The organism is Georgenia sp. SYP-B2076 (assembly GCF_003991205.1).
GTDB lineage: Bacteria > Actinomycetota > Actinomycetes > Actinomycetales > Actinomycetaceae > Georgenia.
Genome location: NZ_RXOZ01000022.1, coordinates 216,407 through 238,164, shown reverse-complemented (window position 1 = coordinate 238,164; position 21,758 = coordinate 216,407). Strand labels below are relative to the sequence as shown.

Genomic DNA, 21,758 nt, shown 5'->3' with positions numbered 1-21,758 from the left:
TCTCAGCCGATGAACGGCGGGCTCTTCTTGAGTTCCCTGCGGGCGATGGTGCGGCGATGGACGGCATCGGGTCCGTCGACGACGCGGAGCGCTCGGGCCCAGGCGTACAGACCAGCCAGGACCGTGTCGTTGGAGACCCCCATGGCGCCGAAGACCTCGATGGCGCGGTCGATGACTCCGATGGCCACGGCGGGGGCGGCGACCTTGATCTCGGAGATCTCCGTCCGCGCACCTTTGGCGCCGTGCTTGTCGATGAGCCAGGCGGCGTTGTAGACGAGCAGGCGTGCCTGGTCGATCTCGATGCGGGAGTCCGCGATCATGTCCTGCACGTTGGCGTACTCGGAGAGGTGCTTGCCGAACGCCACTCGGTTCTTGGCGCGGTCGACCATGAGGGCCAAGGCGCGTTCGGCCATCCCGATCGCGCGCATCGCGTGGTGGATGCGTCCGGGGCCGAGGCGGGCCTGGGCGATCGTGAAGCCGTCGCCTTCGTCGGCGAGCAGGCTGGTGACCGGGACACGAACGTCGTCGAAGGTGATCTCGGAGTGGCCGTGCTGGTCCTGGAAGCCGAAGACGGGGAGGTGGCGCTCGACCGTCACTCCGGCCGTGTCGCGCGGGACCAGGATCATCGACTGCTGTCGGTGGGTCTCCGCGTCCGGGTTGGTCTTGCCCATCACGATGAAGATCTCGCAACGCCGGTCGGCGACTCCGGTGATCCACCACTTCCGGCCGTTGATGACGTAGTCGTCGCCGTCACGGGTGATGCTCGTCGTGATGTTCGTGGCATCGGAGGACGCGACATCCGGCTCGGTCATGGCGAAGGCAGACCGGATCGTCCCGGCGAGGAGCGGATCGAGCCAGCGCTCGCGCTGCTCCGGCGTCGCGAAGAGCTCGAGGGTCTCCATGTTCCCCGTATCGGGAGCCTGACAGTTGATCGCTTCCGGGGCGATGACGGGGGACCAGCCGGAGATCTCCGCGACGGCTGCGTACTCGAGGTTGGACAGGCCAGACAGCTTGGGGAGGAAAAGGTTCCACAGTCCCCGCCGGCGTGCCTCGGCCTTGAGGTCCTCGATGACCGGCGGGGTCGAGTGCGCGCCGTGCTCGGCGAGGTGGGCGTCCCAGACCGGTTCGGACGGGAAGACGTGGGACCGCATGAAGTCCCACATGTCCTCGCAGGTCTCCTGGGCCTTGGCCGACAGGGCGAAGTCCATCAACTGTCTCCTTGGATGTGGTCGAGCCCGGCCTGCGCCAGACCGAGGATCTCGTCGTCGAGGTCACCGAAGTCCTGGCCGCCCATCGCACCGGCGGCGGAGCGGGCCGCCACACCCTGGACGATGATCGCGAACTTGTAGTGGGCGAACGCTTGGTAGTAGCCGATGTCGGACAGGTCGGCTCCGGAGGCGGTGGCATACCGCTCCAGCAGTGCGGCGCGGTCAGGGAAGCCCGGCAGGTGGCTCACGCCAGGCGCGAGACTGAGCTGCGGCTCCTCGGCGCCGCGCCAGAAGAGCGTCAAGAACGCAACGTCGGTCAGCGGGTCCCCGAGGGTGGAGAGCTCCCAGTCCAGCACGGCATTGATCCGTCCCGGGTCGGTCGGGCTGACCACGACGTTGTCCATCCGGTAGTCGCCGTGGACGATGGTGCCGCGCTGCTGGTGGGGGACCCGCGTCGCCAACCGGCGCCCCAGCTCGTCGATCTCGGGGACGTCGTGGGTCTTGCTCCTTTCCCACTGGCCGGTCCATCGCCGCACCTGGCGTTCCATGAACCCCGCCGGGCGGCCGTAGTCGTCCAGCCCCAGTGCCTCCGGGACCACGGCGTGGAGGGCGGCGAGGGTGTCGACGAACGCGGACGCCAGCTGCTCGCGCTCGGCTGGGGTCGTGGCGAAGCCGGCGGGCAGCTCGTCCCGGATGATGTGGCCCGGCACCTTCTCCATCACGTAGCACCTGATGCCGATGAGGTCGCCCTCGTCCTCGAGCACGACCCGCGCCACCGGGACCCTGCTACCGGCCAGGCCCCGCTGCACCCGAGCCTCTCGGCCCATGTCGTGCGCGCTTGGCAGCAGGACCCCCGTGGGAGGTCGCCGCAGCACCAGCTCGCCGGCCGCGCTGGACAGTGTGAACGTGAGGTTGGACTTGCCGCCACTGATGAGGGAGGCGCTGACGTGCAGCCAGGCGTCGTCTCCGGTCGCCACCGCCAGGGCCGGGCCGAGTCGGTCCAGGCGGACGAGGTCGTGGGTGTGCGTGGACATGCTGTGCATTGAATATGACGGAGTGCTCGCCGGTGCGGGGCTGTTCGATTTTGCGACGAGGGCGCCGCGGCGTCCGGCCTGGTCAGTAGCGTGTCACCGCGCGGCGGAACGCCTGCGGACTACAGAGAGGCTCGTAGTGAACCAGAAGAACGGAGCGCTCGTGCTCCTCGGAGGAGCCGCGGGTGTCGGCGGCGAGATCGTCCGTGCATTCACGAAGGAGTTCGCCGGTGCGCCCCTGTGGGTGGCGTACGCGACCGACGATGCCGCAGCAAGGGCGCTGTGCGAGGAGGTCGGTAGGGGTGAGGCCGTCCAGTGTGACGTCACGAATCCTGAGTCGCTCCGTGCCCTGGCACGACGCGTCGAGGAAGCTGGGCACACCATCGACGCGCTCGTCCATGCTGCGGTCAAGGCCGAGCGGACCCCCCTGACGGGAGCGGCCGGCCCGTTGCTCGAGGCGCTCGACGTCTCGGCGGTGTCCCTGGTGAGGGCCGTGGAGGCGTTCGACACGCTCTTCACCGACACGACGTCGATCGTCTACCTCACGAGCAAGGGGTCCACCCGAGTCGTGCCGAAGTACGGTCTGGTCGGTGTGGCGAAGGCGGCCGCGGAGGCGATCGTGCGCTACCTGGCCTTCGAGCTCGGTCCCCGCGGGGTGCGCGTGAACGCACTTGGGTTCGGTCCGATGGACACGAAGGCGTTTGGGGCCATGGTCGGTCCGAATATCACCCCGGAGGAGGTGGTCGCCGCCGCTGCCAGGAACTCCCCGCTCCAGCCCGCAGCCGACGCCGCCGCGGTGGCCGACGCCGCCGTGTTCCTGTGCAGCGAACGATCCCGTGGGATGACTGCGCAGGTGGTCGATGTCGACGGCGGGCTGATGCTCCGCGCCTGACCGGCGGGCTCGCGGTGCTGCCCCACCGGCGCGCTACGTCGTCCGTGCCGGAGCGGCCAGGATCGCGGCAAGGAGCTCCACGGCGAACGGCTCGGCGGAGTAGAGCGTCACCCGGTCCACGAGGCCGGCGTAGCGACGGTTCAGCTCGGGGACCACGTCGTCGGGCCGCCCCACCACCGAGAAGATCTCGAGGACGTCGTCGCTGACCGCGGCGGTCATCGCCGCCCACTCGCGCCGCTTGGACAGTGCGGTCAGTTTCTGCTGCAGGCCGCCGAGCCCGAGGTGGTCCATCACGGGGAAGTAGCTGGGCGTGGACGCGTAGAAAGCCACTCGCGCCCGGTTCGCCTCGACGGCAGCATCGAGCTCGGCCTGGTCTCGACCGGACGAGACGAAGGGCATGCCGGAGACGGTGAAGCCCGGGCGGGGAGCAGCGGAGCGCTCGGCCCCGCGCCGGAGGTCCGGCAGGACGTGGTCGGCGATGTAGGTGGGAGGTGCCAGGGGCGCCACGAGGAAGCCGTCGGCGACCTCACCTGCGACCGCGGTCATCGACGGACCGACCGCTGCCAGGAACACCGGAGGTGGCCCGAATGGGTTGGGTCCCGGGTCGAACAGCGGCGTCATCAGGGTGTGCCTGTAGAACTCACCGGTGAACTCGAGTGGCTCGCCGGAGTCCCACGCGTGCCAGATCGCCCGCACGGCCAGCACGAACTCCCGCATCCTCTCGGCGGGGCGCGACCACGGCATGCCGAAACGGCGCTCGATGTGCGCCTTGACCTGGCTTCCGAGCCCCAGCGTGAAGCGCCCGCCGGAGAGCTGCTGGAGGTGGTTCGCGGTGGTGGCCAGGGACATCGGGTTCCGTGCCAGCGCGACCGCGATCGAGGTGCCGAGGTCGAGTCGCTCGGTGCCGAGGGCTGCCGCGGTGACCGAGACGAAGGGATCCCATGCGGTCTCCGTCACCCAGCCGGCGTCATAACCCAGCTCCTCGAGTGTCCGTGCATCGTCGCCGACGCTCACCTGGCTCGGCAGCATGGCGTCGACCATGAGCCGGGTTGTCGTGTTCGTCATGAGAGGACGTCCTTTCCGTGCCTGGGGCTTGGACCACGGTCAGCGTCGGGGAGAGCGCGGTACCCGTGGCTCGGGCTCGACTGCGTGCTTGCTCGTGACCCAGGACGGCTTGCGCCGCTCCAGCATCGCGGAGATGCCTTCCTGCGCGTCGGGCAGGTTCCCCAGCCAGCCCAGGATCTCGTTCTCCCTGTCGACGGCCCACGCCGGGTCGCTCACCCCCTGGAACTGCCAGAGCAGGCGCTTGACCAGGGCAGCGGACAGAGGGGAGACATGGTCGGCGATGTCATGGGCGATCGTCATCGCTGCGTCGAGAACCTGCTTACGTGGGACGGCACGGGACGCCAGCCCCATGCTCACCGCCTCCCGGCCGCTGAACCGGCGTCCCGTCAGGAGGAGATCCATGGCGGTCGCCGCCCCGACCAGACGAGGCAGGAACCAGTGGGCACCTGCCTCGGGCAGGAGACCGAGGCGCGAGAACGCGAAGCTCAGCGGGGCATCCTCGGCGACGACGCGGAGGTCCCACTGGATGGGGAGGGTGAGGCCAACCCCGATGGCAGCCCCGTTGATCGCGGCGATGACGGGGGTGTCGAGCGTCCACGCGCGGAGCTCGTCCAGCTCGTCGATGTCGCGCTCGAAGCTGTCACGGTCCTCGGTCGTGTCCAAGCCGGCGCAGAACGCAGTGCCCGCGCCCGTGACGACGACGGCGCGCACGGTGTCGTCGGCGTCCGCCGTGCGGAGCGCGTCGTTGAGCTCACTCAGCAGACGGAGCGTGAACGCGTTACGCCGATCCGGCCGGTTCAGGGTGATGACCCGAACCTGCCGATCGTCGGCCGTGACGATCGTGGAGTCGTCCATGGTCCTCGGGGCTCCTCTCGGTCCGTCCGACGATGGGGGCCGCGCTCTCGTGCGCGCCAGCCGATGATCGAGATTGGGACATGGTGCGGCCCGCGGCTCCGCCTACGGTGACGGCGTGAGGACGATGGTGGTCCTCCGCAACGAGGAGACGGAGCTGCGGTGCACGAACTCGAGAACAAGGTCGTCCTGGTGACCGGCGGTAGCCGTGGCCTGGGCCTGGCGATGGCGGAGGGCTTCGCCGCTCAAGGAGCACGGACGATCGTGGCGAGCCGGAAGCTCGAGGCGTGCCGTGAGGTCAGTGAGCGGCTCACCCGCACCTACGGCGCGGAGTCGATGCCCTACGCCTTCAACGTGAGCCGGTGGGCGGAGTGCGATGCGCTGGTCGAAGCGGCGTTCGACGCCTTCGGAGGGGTCGACGTGCTGGTCAACAACGCGGGGCTCTCTCCGCTCTACGACACCTTGGACCAGGTGAGCGAGGAGCTGTTCGACAAGACGATCGCCATCAACCTGAGAGGGCCGTTCCGGCTCAGCTCGCTCATCGGGACGAGGATGGCGGAACAGGGCAGCGGGTCGATCATCAACATCAGCTCGATCGGTGCGATGCGACCCGACCCCATCGCCCTGCCGTACGCCGCGGCGAAGGCCGGGCTGCACGCACTGACGGAGGGCTTCGCCCGTGCTTTCGGACCTGCCGTCAGGGTGAACACCATCCAGGTCGGTCCGTTCCTCACCGACGTCTCCGCGCACTGGGACGCCGAGTATCGCCAGAAGCTGGAGGCGACGCTGGCACTGGGCCGGTGTGCCGAGCCGGAGGAGGTCGTCGGTGCGGCCCTCCACCTCGCGGGCGCGACCTCCTCCTTCACGACCGGTGCCCTGCTGCGTGTTGACGGTGGCTGGCCGTGATCCCGCCGCACCTCGCTGACCGCTGAGTTGACCTGACAGGAGTGCTTGCATGGCGTGGGACTTCAGTACCGATCCGGAGTATCAGAAGAAGCTCGACTGGGTGGAGGAGTTCGTCCGGGAGAAGGTCGAGCCACTCGAGCACGTGGACTTCCATGCCTTCGACATGAGTTCCCCGCTTCGACAGCGGCTCATCCCGCCGCTCCAGGAGGAGGTACGAGAGCAGGGACTGTGGGCCTGCCACCTCGGACCCGAACTCGGGGGACCGGGCTACGGCCAGGTCCAGCTCGCACTCCTCAACGAGATCATCGGCCAGACACGCTGGGGCCCGATCGTGTTCGGGGCTCAGGCTCCCGACTCGGGGAACGCGGAGATCCTCGCGCACTACGGAACGTCGCAGCAGAAGGAGCGATACCTCGAGCCGTTGCTCGCCAACGACATCGTGTCGTGCTTCGCCATGACCGAGCCGCAGGGCGGAGCAGATCCGCTGATGATGGAGACGACGGCGCGGCTCGAGAACGACGAGTGGGTCATCTCCGGGGAGAAGTGGTTCGTCTCGAACGCCCGGTTCGCGTCGTTCCTCATCGTCATGGCGCTGACCGACCCGCAGGCGCCCAAGGCGCACGACCGGATCTCCGCGCTTCTCGTCGACGCCACGACGCCGGGGATCGAGTTCGTTCGTCACGTCGCGTACGGCGGCGAGCCGGCGGACGACGGCGATCACGCCTACGTCCGGTTCAACCACGTCCGCGTCCCGAGGGACAACCTGCTCGGTGAGCGCGGGCAGGGCTTCGTGGTGGCGCAGACGCGCCTGGGCGGCGGCCGCGTTCACCACGCGATGCGAACGGTCGGACAGGTGAGACTCGCCTTCGACATGATGTGCGAGCGTGCGCTGTCACGCGAGACCCGGGGAGAGTCGCTCGCTGCCAAGCAGCTGACCCAAGCTGCCATCGCGGAGTCCTGGATCAAGCTGGAGTCCTTCCGCCTTCTCGTCCTGCGTACGGCTGCGCGGATCGACGAGCTGAACGACTACCGCCGGGTGCGCGGTGACATTGCCGCGGTGAAGGCCGCGATGCCGACCGTCCTCCAGGAAGTCGTGCTGGCGGCGATGCGTCTGCACGGGTCGCTCGGTGTCTCCACGGAGATGCCGTTCAAGTACCTGCTCGATGAGGCGGTCGCGCTGTCGCTCGGTGACGGACCCACGGAGGTCCACCTCGTGACCCTGGCTCGGGAGGTGCTCAAGGGCTATGAGCCGGCGCCCGACATGTGGCCGAGCCGTCACCTGCCGCGGCGCCGCGAGCACGCGGCCCGGCTGTATCCCGACCTCGTCGACGCCGTCGTGGGGGACCGGTCATGAGCCGGGCAGCCGACCCGGAGATCGGTGAGATCCGCGAGGAGCTCGACTGGACGGCACTGGACACGTACCTCCGCGACACCCTCGCCGTCACCGGCGAGCTGTCGGTGCGGCAGTTCCCCAACGGGTCGGCGAACCTCACGTACCTCATCGCCTACGGCGCCTGGCGTGCTGTTCTCCGGCGGCCACCCTTCGGGCGTGTCGCTCCTGGGGCTCACGACATGCGCCGCGAGTACCGCGTGCTCAGCGCACTGTCCCAGGCGTTCGACCGTGCTGCTCAGACCCTGGCGTACTGCGAGGACACGGCAGTCCTCGGCGCACCGTTCTTCGTCATGGAGTACCGCGCCGACGGTGAGGTGGTCCGTGACGAGGTACCCGTGTCGATGAGCGACCTCCCGGACGTGGGCCCGCGACTGACGAAGGCCTTTGCCACGGCGGTCGCCGAGCTGCACCGGATCGAGCCGGACGCCATCGGTCTGGGCGACCTCGGTCGTCCGGACGGATTCGTGCTGCGTCAGCTCGAGGGCTGGACGCGGCGCTGGGACGCAGTTCGCCCGGGCGACCCCGAGACGTCGTCGTTGATGGACGAGGTGGGGCGGGCGCTCGCGACGGACGTCCCGCAACCTCAACGCGTCTCGCTCGTCCACAACGACCTCAAGCTCGACAACTGCCAGTTCCGCGTGGGTGATCCGGACCGGGTCCGCACCATCTTCGACTGGGACATGACGACGATCGGCGACCCGCTGCTCGACCTCGGCGTGATGCTGAACTACTGGCCCGACGACGGCGAGCTGGGAGAACTGGCACGGATGCTCTGGCCGGGGCAGCAGAGGATGGGCCTGGAGTCGAAGGCGCGTCTGACGTCGGTGTACGCAGAGGCCTTCGACCTGGACCTGCGACGGCTGCCCTGGTACGAGGCGATGGCGGCGTGGAAGACCGCCATCCAGCTGCAGCAGCTCACCGCGCGCTTCGAGCGCGGGGAGAGCACGGACTCGCGCATGGCGTACTACGCCACCGTCGTCCCGGTTGCGGCGAGGATGGCCGCCCGGCTGCTCGACAGGCAGCACGTGCACGGTGCATGACCCACGGTGAGATCGGCGAGGAGGAGACAACGGATGCAGCGATGGGGAGACGGTGGGGTCGTCGTCACGGGCGGCGCGAGGGGAATCGGGTTCGCGATCGCGGAGCGTCTCGTCGCAGAGGGCGCCGAGGTCCTCCTGGCCGACCTGCCGGGCGAGGCCCTCGACCAGGCAGCCGACCGGCTCGGCGTCTGGGCGGTCGCGGCTGACGTCGGCACGGCCGAGGGGGTCGACGCGGTGATCGAGGAGTCCTCTCGGCGCCTGGGCAGCGTGGGCACGTTCGTCGGGAACGCCGGCTACCCGGGGGGCCGCGGCGAGGCACCCACGGACGAGGTGTGGCACGAGGCGCTGGAGGTCAACCTCATGGCACACGTGCGCGCTGCACGCCACTTGCTGCCCGCCTGGGGGGAGCGGGGGTCGGGTCGTTTCATCCTGACCGCCTCGTCCGCCGGACTGGTGACGATGGTCGGAAACGCCCCCTACACCGCGAGCAAGCACGCTGCGGTGGCGTTCGCAGAGTCGATGTCCATCTCGTACGGCGACCGCGGCGTGGTGTTCCAGGTGATCTGCCCCCAGCTCGTGAAGACGCGCATGCTCGACGACACGGTCGGCGTGACCGACGTGTTCGGCGAGCAGACGATCCTCACCCCGCGTGACGTCGCAGCCACCGTCTGGGAGGCCATGGCCGACGATCGGTTCCTCATCCTGCCCCACCCGGAGGTCCACGAGTACTACCAGTTCAGGGCGAAGGACACCGGGCGGTGGATCCGCGGCATGCGTGGCTTCGCCCGGCGCATGGCGGAACTGGACCCGCTCCCGGACTGACCGGCCGGCGCACGTCTGCGGCCGTGACGCAGCTGGCCGTGTCCGACGAGCCCCACCGGGTGTCCCAGGATGGGACACCCGGTTGCGTGTGGCCCGTGTCACCATCGGAGCGACCAGCGCATGCGACGACGGTGTCGGCGCGCAGGTCGGCACCCACTTGCAGTCATGGCGAAGGAGCGTGAGCGATGGTGGACATCGAGGTGTTGGACCGCGTCAGGAGGGCCCGGGAGTCCTTCTTCGGCGAAGGGCTGGTCCCTCCCCCCGAGGTGGTCCGTCCAGTCATCGTGGACTCGTGGAAGAGATCACTGCTGTACGGCCTGGATCCTGGCTCCGTCCGACCGGTGGCTGTCGCCACCATCGAGCATGACAACCAGCTCACGCGGGTGGCTCGGCCGGTCATCGAGTCGCGGTTGGACTGGCTGGTCGACCTCGAGTGCGGACTCACGCTCACCAACAGCGAGGGCGTCGTGCTGGAGAGCTGGACGACCGGGGAAGGCTTCGCGCACAGGCTGCGCGTGCGGTCGGTGCTGCCAGGGTTCAGCATCGCCGAGAACGCGATCGGTACGGCGAGCGTGGGAATCGCCCTGGAAACCGGGCAGGGGACCTTCGTCAGGGGCTGGGAGCAGTACACGGACAAGGGCTACCGGATGTCCTCGGCGAGCGTGCCGATCCGCCACCCTCTCACCCAGCGATGTGCTGGGACCCTCAACATCAGCTGCGACATCGCTGACTCCTCACCCATCATGCTCCAGTGGATCAAGGAGGTCGGCGCGCTGATCGAGCGCGAGATGCTCAACGCGAGCACCGAGGACGAGCGGCACCTGCTCGATGTGTACCTAGCGGTCAAGCGCGACCGCCGGCAACCAGTGGTGTGCCTCAACGACCACACGATGATCGGCAACGCGGCGGCCGCCCGTCTGATGGACGGCCTTGACCGCGGTCTGCTCTGGGACGCCGCGAGCGACGTGATCCGATCCAGGCGGGAGAGTGTCCTGTCGCTCGCGAGCACCGAGCGTGAGGGGCACATCAAGGTCACCTGCCAGCCAGTCCTCAACGGTGACCGCGCTGTGGGCGCGATGCTCCGCCTCGATGTCCCCCAGCTCGGGAGCGCATCGCCCGGGCGGTCAAGTCGTGCGCCGGCGCCGGCGCCGGCGCCGGTGCTCGACGACATGCCTGGCACCAGCCTCGCGTGGCGGACGTTCCGGCACCAGCTGCGCGACGGCTTGGCCAGCGACCGGTCGGTACTCCTCGTCGGTGAGCCCGGCGTCGGGAAGACGACGATCCTCAAACGCCTCACGGCCGACGCGAGGACGCTCACGCTCGACGGTGCGAGCCCTGATCCGGATGCGCACGCGACCTGGCTGTCGCGGCTCATCCCGGCACTGACGTCCGACCTGGACTACGTCGTGCTCGACAACGTGCTGCTGCTGCCCCGTCCCCTGCTGGTGGCGACGGCGGAGGCGGTCCGGTCGATGGGCGACGGCGCTCCGCACGTGCTGGCGAGCGGACCTCACGACTTCGCTGACACGCTCGACCCGGAGTTCATGGAGTCGTTCTCGGGCTGGCCCGGGACGTCGGTTCGCGTACCACCGGTGCGGGAGCGGCTCGGTGACATCCCGCTGCTTCTCGACGCCATCACTGCATCGAGGGCGACGTTGTGGAACCGCCCGGTCTGGACCCGGGAGGCGGTTCAGGTGCTGAGCAGGATCGGCTGGTCGGGCAACCTGCGGTCGCTGGAGAGCCTGGTGAACACCATGCTCAGTCGACACGTCGGACCGTACATCCGACGCGAGCACCTCCCGTCCGACGTCCTGGCCGGGGCGACCCGTCGGGACCTGTCAACGCTCGAGCGACTCGAGGCGCAGGCGATCGTCGCGGCCATGAAGGCGGCCGACGGCAACAAGAAGCTCGCGGCCGCCAACCTCGGGATCGCCCGGTCGACCCTCTACCGCAAGGTTCGGGCCCTGGGGTTCGACCTCGACCACACCGCTTACTGAGCCAGCCGGGACACAAGAAGGTCCCCCCTTCCTCAACCGGTTCGGTTGAGGAAGGGGGGACCTTCCTGAGCGGGTTCAGCTCCAGGACGGCAGACCCTCACGCAACGTGTGTGCAGCGATCGAGCGCTGCATGATCTGGTCGGTGCCCTCGGTGATCCGGCAGATCCGCGAGTAACGCCAGCCGTCGACCATCTTGGTCTCCGCCGTCACCCCCATGCCGCCGTGCAGCTGGATCGCGTTGTCGAACACCCGGGTGCACGCGTTCGTCCCGAAGTACTTGACGATGTGCGTCTCCAGCCGGACATCGTCGCCGGCGTCGGCGCGAGCGGCGCAGTTCATCGTCATGCTGTGTGCGGCGTAGAGTTCGGTCGCCATGTCGGCGAGGAGGTTCTGCACCGACTGGTGCTGCGAGATCGTCTTTCCGAACGTCTTGCGCACCTGGGAGTAGTCGCGGCACTTGTTGAACGCCCACCTGCCCTCGCCGATCCCGCGCGCGACAACCCACAGGCGGGTCGTCGTCAGTGTGAGGAACCCCATGGCGAGGCCGTCGCCCTCGTCGCCGATCCGGTAGGCGTCGGGGACGCGGACGTCGGTGTAGGAGGTGATGCCCTCGTTGCCGCCGGCGTCCTGGAACAGCCGGATCGTCGACTCCAGCTTGTAGCCAGGGGTGTCGGTGGGAACGAAGAAGCAGCTGATCCCGCCCTTGCGCGCGGCGAACTTCTCCGGGTCCGTGATGGCGAAGACGAACAGGTAGTCCGCGTGGGCGACCCACGACGTCCACTGCTTGCCACCGTTGATGACCCAGTGGTCGCCGTCGCGGACGGCGGTCGTGCGCATGCTCCACAGATCGGACCCAGCGTCGGGCTCGGACATGCCGAAGGAGCCTTGCCACTCCCCGGCCAGAACCTTCGGCAGCGCGATCGCCTTGAGCTCGTCCGACGCATGGTTCCAGATCGGGCCTGCCCCGGTGAACACGTTCGCCAGCGCGTCGTAGGCCAGCAGCTCCTGGGGCTCGCTCGGGCCGTACTTCTCATACAGGGCCTCGGTCACGCGCACGAAGAAGCGCATGCTCATGCCCTCGCCGCCGAGCTCGGTCGGCGTGAAGATGTTGTAGTACCCGGCCTGAGCGGACGCCCGACGAACCCGTCGACGCGCCTCCGAGACGGCAATCGCTTCCTTGCCGTCGTTGTCGAAGTACAGCCGGATGTCGTTGAAGTACGCCTGCACCTCCGCCTGGATGGGGAGGACCGTCTTGTCGATGAAGCTCATCAATCCTTCGAGGATTGCGTCCTCGTCGGCGGTCGTCGTCTGGTCGATGTCTGCACTGGTGATGGCCACGGCGTACCTCGGGTATCAACGTAGTGATGCTTGTTGATGCGAAGTTAGCCAGCCCGTCGCGGTGTCGGGCCCCCCTTGTTTCACACTGCGACACCGGTGCGCGACGCGTTCTCGGCGACGTGCGCGTCACGGATGTCGCAATTCGCGACCAGAGCCGTCCCGCCGCCCGACGGGGCCTACCGTGCGCTGTCGAGGCCGGGTCGAGGACGACAGTCTTTGTGCCGGCGGCAGGTCGCGGAGGGAACAGGCGTGAAACTCACCGGATATCTGGGACAAGGCCCCGTGCGCACGATCGCCCAGAACGTGTCGTGGGCGGAGGACGTCGGCCTCGATCGGCTCTGGACCTCCGAGCTGGCGCACGACCCGTTCCTCCCTCTCGCGCTGGTGGCGGACCGCTCCGACGTCCTGTCCATCGGCACCTCCCTGGCGATCTCCTTTGCTCGCACGCCGTGGGCGACCGCCCAGGTCGCCTGGGACCTCCACCAGATGTCCGGCCAGCGATTCGTCCTCGGTCTGGGTACCCAGGTGAGGGCGCACGTCGAGCGACGGTTCGGCGGCAGGTGGGAGTCCCCGGTGGGATACACCCGTGACTACGTGGGAGCACTGCGCGCGATCTGGCGGCACTGGACCGACGGGGGGCCGCTCGCGTTCGAGAGCGAGACGTTCAACCTCGACCTCACGGCCCCGATTTTCCAGGCCGAGGCCGGCGGCGCGGCACCGCCCGTCTACCTCGGTGGGGTCAACCGGCAGATGTGTCGTCTTGCCGGTCGGATCGCCGACGGCTTCCTCGTGCACGGTTTCGGATCTCCCACCTATGTCCGGGACCACGTGATCCCCGAACTGGTCCGTGACCGTGACCGGGACTCGATCTCAGTGGTGATCCCGGTGCTCATGGGAACCAGCGCCGATCCCTCAGGCCTCGACGCCGCCCGCGAGCGCGCACGTCAGCAGGTCGCGTTCTACGCATCGACCCCGGCATACCGGCCGGTGCTCGAGGTCCACGGCTGGGAGTCGCTCGGGGAGAAGCTGTCGGCCTTGGCCCGGGAGCGGCAGTGGTCCACGATGACGGCGCTGGTCGATGACGAGGTGCTCGACACCTACGCCGTCTGCGGACCGCCGGAGGACGTGGGGCGCGAGATGGTGCGCCGATTCGAGGGCCTCGCCGACGAGGTCGCAGTCCTGCAGTCGCTCGACGAGCTCGGGCCGGAGTGCTACAGGCGGATCCGTGCCGGCTTCGACCGCGCCGCGACGACGGTGGGCTGACCATGGTCAGGACCCGTTCCGGTGGTGTCGTCGAGGTCGAGCAGCGGGCCGACGTGGTGGTCATCCGCCTCAACCGGCCCGAGCGCAAGAACGCGTTGACACAGGAAGTCATGGACCTGATGCGCGAGGTCTGCGCGGAGATCGCCGACGACCCTGACGTGCGCGCCGTCGTGATCACGGGCGCGGGGGGCGCATTCTGCGCCGGACTCGATCTCGAGGCGCTGGGCAGCGGCGACCTCCGGCTCGACGGCTCGTTCTGCGAGGCTGTGCGCGGGCTTCCTTACCCGACCATCGCGGCGGTGGACGGGCCCGCGATCACGGGCGGCCTCGAGCTGGCCCTCGCGTGCGACATGCGACTGGGCTCGTCCGGCGCGCTCCTGGCCGATACGCACGTGCGGGTGGGCGTGCCCCCGGGCGGTGGTGCGTCGGCGACGCTGCCCCGGGTGGTCGGGGTGGGACGCGCCAAGGAGATCTCCCTGAGCGGACGGATCGTCTTCGCCGAGGAGGCCGAACGATGGGGACTGCTCAACAGGATCGTGCCCGAGCCTGCCGTCGATTCAGCGCTGGAGCTCGCCCGGACGATCGCCGCCAACGATCGCGCGACCGTCGCCGCAGTCCGAGATCTCATCGACTCCGGGCTGGACGTCGGGCACAGTGACGCGCTCGAGCTCGAACGGGTCCGGGCACGGCAGTTTGCCGAGGCCTTCGACTCCTCGCAGTGGGCACCGAGACGAAGCGCGGTGGTCGCGCGGAACCGCACGGAGACGCACGCCGACCCGCCCGGCCCACCGCTCGCCGACGCCTGAGGGCATGTCGCACTTCAGTGCACACGGGGTCGGAGGCTGCGGGTACCGCCTACTGTCGAACTGCCAGCGGACGGACGACGTACGGACGCACCGAGAACACTGATGGAGGTGATGTGCGTGTCCGACTTCCGCGATGTCGAGGAGTTCCGCACGCATGTACGGGAGTGGCTGGCACAGAACGTGCCGCCGGTGACCCTCGCCACCGGCGATGAAGCCGTGGAACGCTCGAAGCGTTTCACCAAGAAGCTCTTCGACGCCGGGCTCGCCGGCCTCGAGGTCCCGCGAGCCTATGGCGGGCAAGGGCTCGGCCCGAGCCACCAGCAGATCTGGCGCGAGGAGGCGAGCAAGGTGCCGGTGCCGATGGGTATCTACGACATCGGCCTGGGCATGTGCGGGCCCATCATCCTCGCTCTGGGGACCGAGGCTCAGCGCACGCGCTACCTCCCGCCGCTGCTGGAGGGCACGGAGATCTGGTGCCAGCTGTTCTCGGAGCCTGCGGCGGGGTCCGACGTAGCGGCTCTGCGGACCCGGGCGGTGCGTTCCGGTGACGGGTATGCCATCACCGGGCAGAAGGTCTGGACCACCGGGGCCCACTTCTGCGACTTTGGCATCCTCTTGGCGCGAACCGACCCGGATGTTCCCAAGCATCGGGGAATCACGATGTTCATCGTGGACATGAAGGCCCCCGGGGTCGTCGTCCGCCCGCTGCGCGACATGTCGGGGCAAGCCCACTTCAACGAGGTGTTCCTGGACGACGTGCAGGTCGGCCTGGACGCCGTCGTCGGTGAGATCGACAAGGGGTGGGAAGCCGCCCGGCTCCTCCTGTCGTTCGAGCGCCTCGCCGTCTCCGGTGGAGGGTCGGGAATCGAGGGTGGCGCGTCGGGCCCGCTCTCCTTCCACGGCCTGGTCGAGGCCGCACGCGGCGCAGGCACGCTGCGCAGCAGTGGGGCACGGGAGAGCCTCGTGGACCTCTACCTGCTCGAGCGCTCGGTCAACGTCTTCAACGAGCGGCTCTCCCGGGAGTACGACTCCGGCATCGATCCCGGTGCCCGCGGCTCGATCGGCAAGCTCCTCAAGGCGCGCCGCGAGGTGGCGGCAGCCGGGCTGACGACGCGGCTCATCGGACCTGCGGCTGACTTCGATGCGGGTGCCTCACCTCGGAGGACCGACGCCACGCTGCGGTCCTTCGCCCTGCCGATCGGGGGCGGGACCAACGAGATCCAGCTGTCGATCATCGGTGAGCGCGTCCTGGGTCTCCCTCGGGAGCCGCAACCGGATCTCCACACACCGTTCAGTGATCTCGACTCACGCAGGAAGGACGTCGCCCGATGAGCGCAGTGCTCGCCGAGGAGCTCACCGCCTACCGCGATGCCGTCAAGGCGTTCGTCCGTTCACACGCCACGAGCGACCGTGTGCGAGAGAGCTTCTCGTCCTCGGACGGGGTCGACGCCGTCGCCTGGGCACGTGCTGCGGAGCAGCTCGGCCTCCAGGGTCTGCTCGTGCCGGAGGACCTCGGCGGCTCGGGCGCGGACGTCGCCGTGGCTGTCGTCGCGCACGAGGAGCTCGGCGCCGCACTGCTCCCGGGGCCCTACCTCGGCTCGACGCTGGCGGCCTTCGCGCTGTCCTGGCACGGGGCGCAGCGGTTCGGGCCAGAGATCGCCGGGCTCCTCGACGGAAGCATCGTGGTGACGACTGCCCTGCCGCAGGTGACGCTCGAGGGCACGGTGGACCCCTCAGGGCTGGTTTCGATGGCGGGGCCCGGTGACGAGGTCGTCCTCGACGGGACGGTCCCCGCAGTCGCGCACGCCGCTGGGAGCCACGTCCTGGTGCTGCTGATCGGGGCTCCTTCCCAGTGGCGGCTGGCGGTGGTGGACCTCGCGGCCGCCGAGGTGGACGTCGAGCAGCTCGATGCGCTCGACCTCACCACCCCGATGAGCACGGTCACGCTGTCGGGAGCGTCCGCGCGGACGGTCCCACTCGATGACGACGACGTCGTCGAGCTCCTCGACCTGGCGAGCGTCCTGGTCGGCGCAGAGCAGCTCGGACTGCTGCGGGAGGTCCTCGATCGCGACGTGGCTTACGCCCTGGAACGGACAGCGTTCGGCCGCGAGATCGGGTCCTTCCAGGCGGTGAAGCACCAGCTCGCCGAGTTCGCCTGTCTCTTCGAGCAGTCGCGAGCGATGCTCGATGCCGCGGTGCTCGCCTTCGACGGCCCAGCCGCGGCGCGCAGTCTCGCCGCCGTGTCCGTGGCTGCGTTCGTCGGCCCGGCCTCGGTCACAGTCGCCACGGAGGGGCTGCGTCTGCTCGGCGGGATCGGCTACACGTGGGAGCACGACGCCCACCTCTTCTACCGACGTGCACGAGGCGCCGAAGCGCTCCTCGGCAATCCCTACGGGCACCGCGAGCGGCTCGCGGCTCTCCTTGGCCTGAACGCCTAGCCCCGCCCTTCGGGGTCCATGTCGACGGAGGTCGCGATAGCCGTGAGGTACGAGCAGCTGATCGTCGAGATCGACGACGGCGTCGCCGTCATCACCCTGAACAACCCGCGGCGTCAGAACGCGCTCTCGCACCTGACGTTCGGTGACGACCTGCCGCGGGTGACCGAGGAGCTCACCGGTCGCGCCGATGTACGCGTCATCGTCATCACCGGAGCGGACGGGACGTTCTGTGGGGGAGCGGAGCTGGACAGCGACGGCTTCTCGCGCTCCACGGAGCCCGAGACCATCGCGCTGATCGAACGGGTCAACCGCTTCCCCGCGCTCCTACGAGACGCCCCCGTCCCGTCGATCGCGGCGATCGACGGCGTCGCGATCGGCGGCGGCGTCGGGATCGCCGCCGCCTGCGACCTTCGCGTGGGATCGCCGACGTCTCGCTTCCGCATCCCGTATGTCGCCCTCGGTCTGACCCCGGACGTGGGGATCACCGTGACCCTGCCCCAGATCGTCGGGACGTCTCGCGCGCTCGATCTCGTCCTCACCGGACGATGGATGGAGGCGTCCGAGGCGGCAGCGGCCGGCCTGCTGACCGTGGTGGATGACGATCCGGTCGGACGTGCGATGGCGATGGCCCGAGCCATCGCGGACTCCTCGCCCCTCGCCGTCTCGCGGGCACGCGACATGATCGTCAATGCCGGCCACCGGCCCATGACGGAGGCGCTCTTCGAGCACGAGCCGGTGTCCCACGCGAGCACCCTCCACGCGCCGGACCGGATGGTCCACTTTCGTCGCTACCTCACCAGCGTCGGGCTCATGCTCGACGCCGACGGTCGGATCCGTAGGGCCACGCCGTCCGGATCGCCCAGCTAGCGCGAGGCCACGCGCAGCGGGCATCGTCGCCCTCCGAGCGAGGGTGCTGGCAAACGGTCGTACTCCGCGCCGGATCAGTAGGGTCCGGCGCCCGTCGTCTCGAGCAGCCGGCGCGGGTTGTCGCGAGTCATCGTGGAGATCGCCTCGTCGGACACGCCTCGTTCCCGAAGCCCGGGCACGATGATCTCGGCGACTGTCGTGTACTTCCAGTTCGGCGCCAGCTCACCAGACAGCATGGCAGCGGGCACCATGTCCGAGAAGGCGTGGCTGTCGTGCGAGAGGAGGATCCGGTCGGAGTGTCCCCGGCGGACGAGCTCCGCAATGGCGTCCATCCGCTTCTCGTCCGCGTCCTCGACCCAGGGAATCCCGATCTGGTCCACCGCGATCCACGAGCCGCGGTCGACGAGCGACTCGACGTAGTCGAGATCCTCGTCGTGGAGCAGGACCCCGTCGAGATGGCTGAGCATGACGCGGGAGAGGTCGACACCCTCGGCCTCGAGGATCCGCTGGGCGTCGACGGCGTTCGGGATCTCATGCGTGTGGACCACGATCGGCACGCCGGTTCGGCGGTGAGCCGAAGCGGTGGCCCGGAGCACACGGGTCACGTCGGCATTGGGGCCCGGTGGTCCGATGGCGCACTTGAGCACCGCTGGCCGGATGCCGGTGTCGGCGATTCCGTCCTCGATCTCCCGGACGAGCAGGTCATCGATGAACTCGGGTCCCCCGAAGGTGGTCCCGGGGCCGGTGATCGCGAAGTGCATGGGGAGGCTGGACCACGCGTAGACCCCCGTGGCGACGAGGATGTTGATGTCGACCTCGGCCGCCACCCGCTGGATCCTCGGGATGAACCTGCCCAGGCCGATCACCGTGAGGTCCACGATGGTGTCGACACCCGCGTTCTTCGCCGCGACCAGCTTGTCCACGGCCGCGGCGATGCGCGTGTCCTCGTCGCCCCACGTCGCTGGGAAGTTCTGGTTGATCTCGGGACTCAGCGTGAAGATGTGCTCGTGCGGAAGCACGAACCCTAGATCGGTCGAGGCGACCGGGGAGCCGGACGCGGTCGGGAGCAACACGGCGGATGTCTCCACGTGTGGTTGTGGTCGCATCAGCCGGCCGGTCCGCCGGATACGTACAGCACCTGACCGGAGACGAACCCGGCGGCCTCGCTGACGAGGAAGGAGACCGTGTGTGCGATGTCGTCTGGCTGCCCGACCCGCCGAACCGGGATCTCCTTCGCCCCGGCTGCCTTGAGCTCCTCGAACGAGATGCCCATGCGCTCGGCCGTGATGCGCGTCATGTCGCTCTCGATGAACCCCGGTCCGATGGCGTTGGCCGTCACGCCGAACTTGCCCAGCTCGATCGCCCAGGTCTTCGCCAGTCCCTGAAGCCCCGCCTTTGCGGCCGAGTAGTTCGACTGCCCACGGTTACCGAGCGCGCCGATGCTCGACATGTTGACGATCCGACCGAACCGCGCCTCGACCATGTAGCGCTGCGCTGCCCGGGTGATGAGGAAGGCGCCGCGCAGGTGCACGTTCATGACCGCGTCCCAGTCGGCGACCGACATCTTGTGCAGCAGGTTGTCGCGCAGAATACCCGCGTTGTTGACGACGACGGTCGGGGGGCCCAGCTCGTCCGCGACGCGCGCCACGGCGTCCTCAACGGCCGCCTCGTCGCTCACGTCGACTCCCACGGCGAGCATCTGTGCGCCCTGGCCGTCGAGCTCGTCGACGAGCCTGGCGCACGCCGCCTCGTCGATGTCGAGGACGGCAACACGCAGTCCATCGTGGACCAGCCTCCGGCACACAGCGGCACCGATGCCTCTGGCCCCGCCGGTGACGATCGCAGTTCGGTTCTGAGTCAAGGCACGTCCCTTCGACGACGGCACACACGTGGGAAAACCCATGTGCAGGTTAACCACGCGAATAGGGCGTGATGGCCCGTCGTCCCATCCTGAAACACCGCGGACGCAAAGGGTTGGTCCATTGCGATGCTGGGGGAGTGACACCATCGACGCACACCTACGAGATTCCGATCCGGTGGCGTGACCTGGATTTCCTCGAGCACGTCACGAACGTGGTGTACACCGAGTTCGCGACGGATGCGCTGGCGGTGATGAGGAGCGAGGGGATGCTTCGCCCGGAATTGTCCCCCGTCGCCATGCACGTGGACTACGTGCGTCCCGTGGACCTGGACCACGAGATGGTCCGCGTCGTGTCGACGCTCGGCGACGGCGTCGTCGAGCAGGAGATGCTCACCGCCGGTGCCGAGGGGGAGCAGATCGCGGCCAGGGTCCGGACCGAGCTGGGCTCGCCGGGGCGGTTCGAACGCGCTTGGGGCCGAGGTGGCATGGCGACGTCTCATGTCGTCAGGCCGAGCGACATCGGTCCCGACCGTCAGATCCCTCCCTCCGGTGTCTTCACCTTCTTCCAGGAGGCGCGCGCGCGCCTGCAGCGGCTCGCGGAGGTGCCCGAGCCGTCGAGGCACACCGTCGTCGTGCACAGCGCATGCTGGTTCGGTGAACCGCTTGTGTGGACCCCCGACCCGTACACCGTGCGGACGTGGGTCGAGGCAGTGGGCAGCTCGTCGGTCACGTTCGCCGGTGAGCTCGGCGACGCGCACGCCGTCTACGCCCGCAGTCGTGCGGTGGTCGCCGGTTTCGACCGTGAGTTGGGGTCCTCACGACCTCTCACTGCGGGCGAGCGGGGCAGGATCCAGGCGTACGTGAGCCGATGATCGCGGCCCCAACCCGCGCTCCCTCGACCGAAGTCACGACACAAGGAGCGTTGACATGCAGCTGGGCAACAACCTCGACTACGCGGGTGATCCGACCACCTCTGCCGCCCTGGCGTCGGTGCGGGAACGCGCCGGGGTCGACGTCATGTGGGTCTCCGAGGCCTGGGGGTTCGATGCTCCCACGATGATGGGATACCTGGCGGCGAAGACCGAGCGGCTGCAGGTCGGTTCGGACATCATGAACGTCTTCTCCCGCACGCCCTCCGCCATGGCTCAAACCGCTGCCGGCCTGGACAACGTCTCGGGAGGGCGGGCGATCCTCGGGCTGGGTGCCTCGGGTCCCCAGGTCGTCGAGGGTTTCCATGGCGTCCCGTACACCAGGCCTCTCTCGCGGGTCCGCGACACGGTCGAGGTCATCCGCAAGGTGTTGCGGCGCGATGAGCCACTCGTTCATGCCGGGGCGACGGTCACGATCCCGCTCCCCGAGGAGCAGGGCACAGGGCTCGGAAAGCCTCTCAAGCTGATCAACCACCCTGAGCGGCCGACCCTTCCGATCTTCCTCGCGTCGGTCACCAACGCGAGCGTGGCGATGACGGCCGAGCTCGCTGACGGCTGGCTGCCGGCGTTCTTCATCCCCGAACGTGCCGCCGAGGCCTACAGGGAGCCGCTCGCGAAGGGGCTCGCCAAGCGCGATCCGGGACTGGGGCCCCTTGCCATCGCGGCCGGTGGCTTCCTGGCAGTGGCCGAGGGGGAAGAACGGGTCCGGATGCTCGACCGGAGCCGTGCGCAGTTGGCGCTGTACATCGGTGGAATGGGTGCCCGGACGAAGAACTTCTACAACGACCTCTTCGTCTCCTACGGTTATGCCGACGAGGCACGGCTGATTCAGGACCTGTTCCTCGACGGCAAGAAGGCGCAGGCCGAGGCCGCGATCCCGCTCACGGTCCTGGAGAACGCCAACCTGGTCGGGTCGGAGGCCTTCATCCGAGAGCGTATCGCCGCCTACGACGAGGCCGGCGTGACGATCCTCAACGCCAACCCGCTCGTCGACGACCCGGAGCTGCTCTCCAAGGTGAAGAGCTGGCTGCCGTAGACCGCCCGGGACGC

At 68.8% G+C, this 21,758-nt stretch carries 20 protein-coding genes; 13 read left to right on the top strand and 7 right to left on the bottom strand.

Features of this window, described 5'->3' with window-relative positions; all coding sequences use genetic code 11:
- Positions 1–2: 2 nt before the first annotated feature.
- Together EJK16_RS10400 and EJK16_RS10395 are read right to left on the bottom strand one after the other, a co-directional pair.
- On the bottom strand, positions 3–1,208 hold the full coding sequence (locus tag EJK16_RS10400) for an acyl-CoA dehydrogenase family protein (protein ID WP_127129000.1): 1,206 nt from the start codon (positions 1,206–1,208) through the stop codon (positions 3–5).
- Positions 1,208–2,242 (bottom strand): phosphotransferase family protein, encoded by a 1,035-nt coding sequence (locus tag EJK16_RS10395; protein ID WP_127128998.1) that lies wholly within the window; start codon positions 2,240–2,242, stop codon positions 1,208–1,210. The genes EJK16_RS10400 and EJK16_RS10395 overlap by 1 nt, the downstream gene beginning before the upstream one ends.
- A gap of 136 nt (positions 2,243–2,378) precedes the next feature.
- On the opposite strand from EJK16_RS10395, the gene EJK16_RS10390 reads away from it, so the two are divergent.
- Positions 2,379–3,131, top strand: a complete 753-nt coding sequence (locus tag EJK16_RS10390) for an SDR family oxidoreductase (protein ID WP_164737284.1) — start codon at positions 2,379–2,381, stop codon at positions 3,129–3,131.
- Between the two features lie 33 nt (positions 3,132–3,164).
- Here the strand turns inward: EJK16_RS10390 and EJK16_RS10385 are convergent, their stop codons facing one another.
- Both EJK16_RS10385 and EJK16_RS10380 read right to left on the bottom strand, forming a co-directional pair.
- Entirely contained in the window at positions 3,165–4,196 is a 1,032-nt protein-coding gene (locus tag EJK16_RS10385; RefSeq protein ID WP_205739702.1) for a TIGR03617 family F420-dependent LLM class oxidoreductase, read from the bottom strand.
- A gap of 39 nt (positions 4,197–4,235) precedes the next feature.
- Positions 4,236–5,051, bottom strand: a complete 816-nt coding sequence (locus tag EJK16_RS10380; protein WP_127128994.1) for an enoyl-CoA hydratase/isomerase family protein — start codon at positions 5,049–5,051, stop codon at positions 4,236–4,238.
- 159 nt (positions 5,052–5,210) lie between these two features.
- On the opposite strand from EJK16_RS10380, the gene EJK16_RS10375 reads away from it, so the two are divergent.
- The 5 genes from EJK16_RS10375 to EJK16_RS10355 all read left to right on the top strand — a co-directional run bounded on the left by EJK16_RS10375 (position 5,211) and on the right by EJK16_RS10355 (position 11,206).
- On the top strand, positions 5,211–5,954 hold the full coding sequence (locus tag EJK16_RS10375) for an SDR family NAD(P)-dependent oxidoreductase (RefSeq protein WP_127128992.1): 744 nt from the start codon (positions 5,211–5,213) through the stop codon (positions 5,952–5,954).
- A gap of 49 nt (positions 5,955–6,003) precedes the next feature.
- A complete protein-coding gene (locus tag EJK16_RS10370) occupies positions 6,004–7,308 on the top strand; it encodes an acyl-CoA dehydrogenase family protein (protein ID WP_127128990.1) in 1,305 nt (434 codons plus the stop codon).
- The gene (locus EJK16_RS10365) at positions 7,305–8,387 is read left to right on the top strand and encodes a phosphotransferase family protein (RefSeq protein ID WP_127128988.1); all 1,083 of its coding nucleotides are present in this window, start codon (positions 7,305–7,307) and stop codon (positions 8,385–8,387) included. The genes EJK16_RS10370 and EJK16_RS10365 overlap by 4 nt, the downstream gene beginning before the upstream one ends.
- Before the next feature lie 33 nt (positions 8,388–8,420).
- Positions 8,421–9,209: an SDR family oxidoreductase gene (locus tag EJK16_RS10360; protein ID WP_127128986.1), complete on the top strand. Its 789-nt coding sequence runs from the start codon at positions 8,421–8,423 to the stop codon at positions 9,207–9,209.
- Positions 9,210–9,394: 185 nt separating this feature from the next.
- Entirely contained in the window at positions 9,395–11,206 is a 1,812-nt protein-coding gene (locus EJK16_RS10355; RefSeq protein ID WP_127128984.1) for a sigma-54-dependent Fis family transcriptional regulator, read from the top strand.
- A 75-nt stretch (positions 11,207–11,281) separates the two neighbouring features.
- On the opposite strand, the gene EJK16_RS10350 is transcribed toward EJK16_RS10355, so the two are convergent.
- On the bottom strand, positions 11,282–12,544 hold the full coding sequence (locus EJK16_RS10350; protein ID WP_127128982.1) for an acyl-CoA dehydrogenase family protein: 1,263 nt from the start codon (positions 12,542–12,544) through the stop codon (positions 11,282–11,284).
- A 249-nt stretch (positions 12,545–12,793) separates the two neighbouring features.
- Between EJK16_RS10350 and EJK16_RS10345 the strand changes: the two genes are divergently transcribed.
- The 5 genes from EJK16_RS10345 (at position 12,794) to EJK16_RS10325 (ending at position 17,918) form a co-directional block, all read left to right on the top strand.
- The gene (locus EJK16_RS10345; RefSeq protein WP_164737283.1) at positions 12,794–13,807 is read left to right on the top strand and encodes a TIGR03617 family F420-dependent LLM class oxidoreductase; all 1,014 of its coding nucleotides are present in this window, start codon (positions 12,794–12,796) and stop codon (positions 13,805–13,807) included.
- 2 nt (positions 13,808–13,809) lie between these two features.
- Positions 13,810–14,613 (top strand): enoyl-CoA hydratase/isomerase family protein, encoded by an 804-nt coding sequence (locus EJK16_RS10340; RefSeq protein WP_127128978.1) that lies wholly within the window; start codon positions 13,810–13,812, stop codon positions 14,611–14,613.
- Positions 14,614–14,730: 117 nt separating this feature from the next.
- A complete protein-coding gene (locus tag EJK16_RS10335; protein ID WP_205739701.1) occupies positions 14,731–15,945 on the top strand; it encodes an acyl-CoA dehydrogenase family protein in 1,215 nt (404 codons plus the stop codon).
- Positions 15,942–17,051 (top strand): acyl-CoA dehydrogenase family protein, encoded by a 1,110-nt coding sequence (locus tag EJK16_RS10330; RefSeq protein WP_127128976.1) that lies wholly within the window; start codon positions 15,942–15,944, stop codon positions 17,049–17,051. The genes EJK16_RS10335 and EJK16_RS10330 overlap by 4 nt, the downstream gene beginning before the upstream one ends.
- A 42-nt stretch (positions 17,052–17,093) precedes the next feature.
- The gene (locus tag EJK16_RS10325; RefSeq protein ID WP_164737282.1) at positions 17,094–17,918 is read left to right on the top strand and encodes an enoyl-CoA hydratase/isomerase family protein; all 825 of its coding nucleotides are present in this window, start codon (positions 17,094–17,096) and stop codon (positions 17,916–17,918) included.
- 74 nt (positions 17,919–17,992) lie between these two features.
- Here EJK16_RS10325 and EJK16_RS10320 read toward each other — a convergent pair whose 3' ends face one another.
- Positions 17,993–18,991, bottom strand: a complete 999-nt coding sequence (locus EJK16_RS10320; protein WP_205739700.1) for a phosphotriesterase — start codon at positions 18,989–18,991, stop codon at positions 17,993–17,995.
- 32 nt (positions 18,992–19,023) lie between these two features.
- The gene (fabG, locus tag EJK16_RS10315; RefSeq protein ID WP_240645928.1) at positions 19,024–19,779 is read right to left on the bottom strand and encodes a 3-oxoacyl-ACP reductase FabG; all 756 of its coding nucleotides are present in this window, start codon (positions 19,777–19,779) and stop codon (positions 19,024–19,026) included.
- Between the two features lie 137 nt (positions 19,780–19,916).
- Between fabG and EJK16_RS10310 the strand changes: the two genes are divergently transcribed.
- Together EJK16_RS10310 and EJK16_RS10305 are read left to right on the top strand one after the other, a co-directional pair.
- A complete protein-coding gene (locus EJK16_RS10310) occupies positions 19,917–20,651 on the top strand; it encodes a thioesterase family protein (RefSeq protein WP_164737281.1) in 735 nt (244 codons plus the stop codon).
- A 55-nt stretch (positions 20,652–20,706) separates the two neighbouring features.
- Positions 20,707–21,744 (top strand): LLM class F420-dependent oxidoreductase, encoded by a 1,038-nt coding sequence (locus EJK16_RS10305; protein ID WP_127128968.1) that lies wholly within the window; start codon positions 20,707–20,709, stop codon positions 21,742–21,744.
- The last annotated feature ends 14 nt before the right edge of the window (positions 21,745–21,758 follow it).

Coding starts and splice junctions, on each gene's coding strand:
- EJK16_RS10400 (WP_127129000.1), bottom strand. CDS start 1,208: ATGGACTTCGCCCTGTCGGCCAAGGCCCAGGAGACCTGCGAGGACATG.
- EJK16_RS10395 (WP_127128998.1), bottom strand. CDS start 2,242: ATGTCCACGCACACCCACGACCTCGTCCGCCTGGACCGACTCGGCCCG.
- EJK16_RS10385 (WP_205739702.1), bottom strand. CDS start 4,196: ATGACGAACACGACAACCCGGCTCATGGTCGACGCCATGCTGCCGAGC.
- EJK16_RS10380 (WP_127128994.1), bottom strand. CDS start 5,051: ATGGACGACTCCACGATCGTCACGGCCGACGATCGGCAGGTTCGGGTC.
- EJK16_RS10370 (WP_127128990.1), top strand. CDS start 6,004: ATGGCGTGGGACTTCAGTACCGATCCGGAGTATCAGAAGAAGCTCGAC.
- EJK16_RS10365 (WP_127128988.1), top strand. CDS start 7,305: ATGAGCCGGGCAGCCGACCCGGAGATCGGTGAGATCCGCGAGGAGCTC.
- EJK16_RS10360 (WP_127128986.1), top strand. CDS start 8,421: ATGCAGCGATGGGGAGACGGTGGGGTCGTCGTCACGGGCGGCGCGAGG.
- EJK16_RS10355 (WP_127128984.1), top strand. CDS start 9,395: ATGGTGGACATCGAGGTGTTGGACCGCGTCAGGAGGGCCCGGGAGTCC.
- EJK16_RS10340 (WP_127128978.1), top strand. CDS start 13,810: ATGGTCAGGACCCGTTCCGGTGGTGTCGTCGAGGTCGAGCAGCGGGCC.
- EJK16_RS10330 (WP_127128976.1), top strand. CDS start 15,942: ATGAGCGCAGTGCTCGCCGAGGAGCTCACCGCCTACCGCGATGCCGTC.
- EJK16_RS10305 (WP_127128968.1), top strand. CDS start 20,707: ATGCAGCTGGGCAACAACCTCGACTACGCGGGTGATCCGACCACCTCT.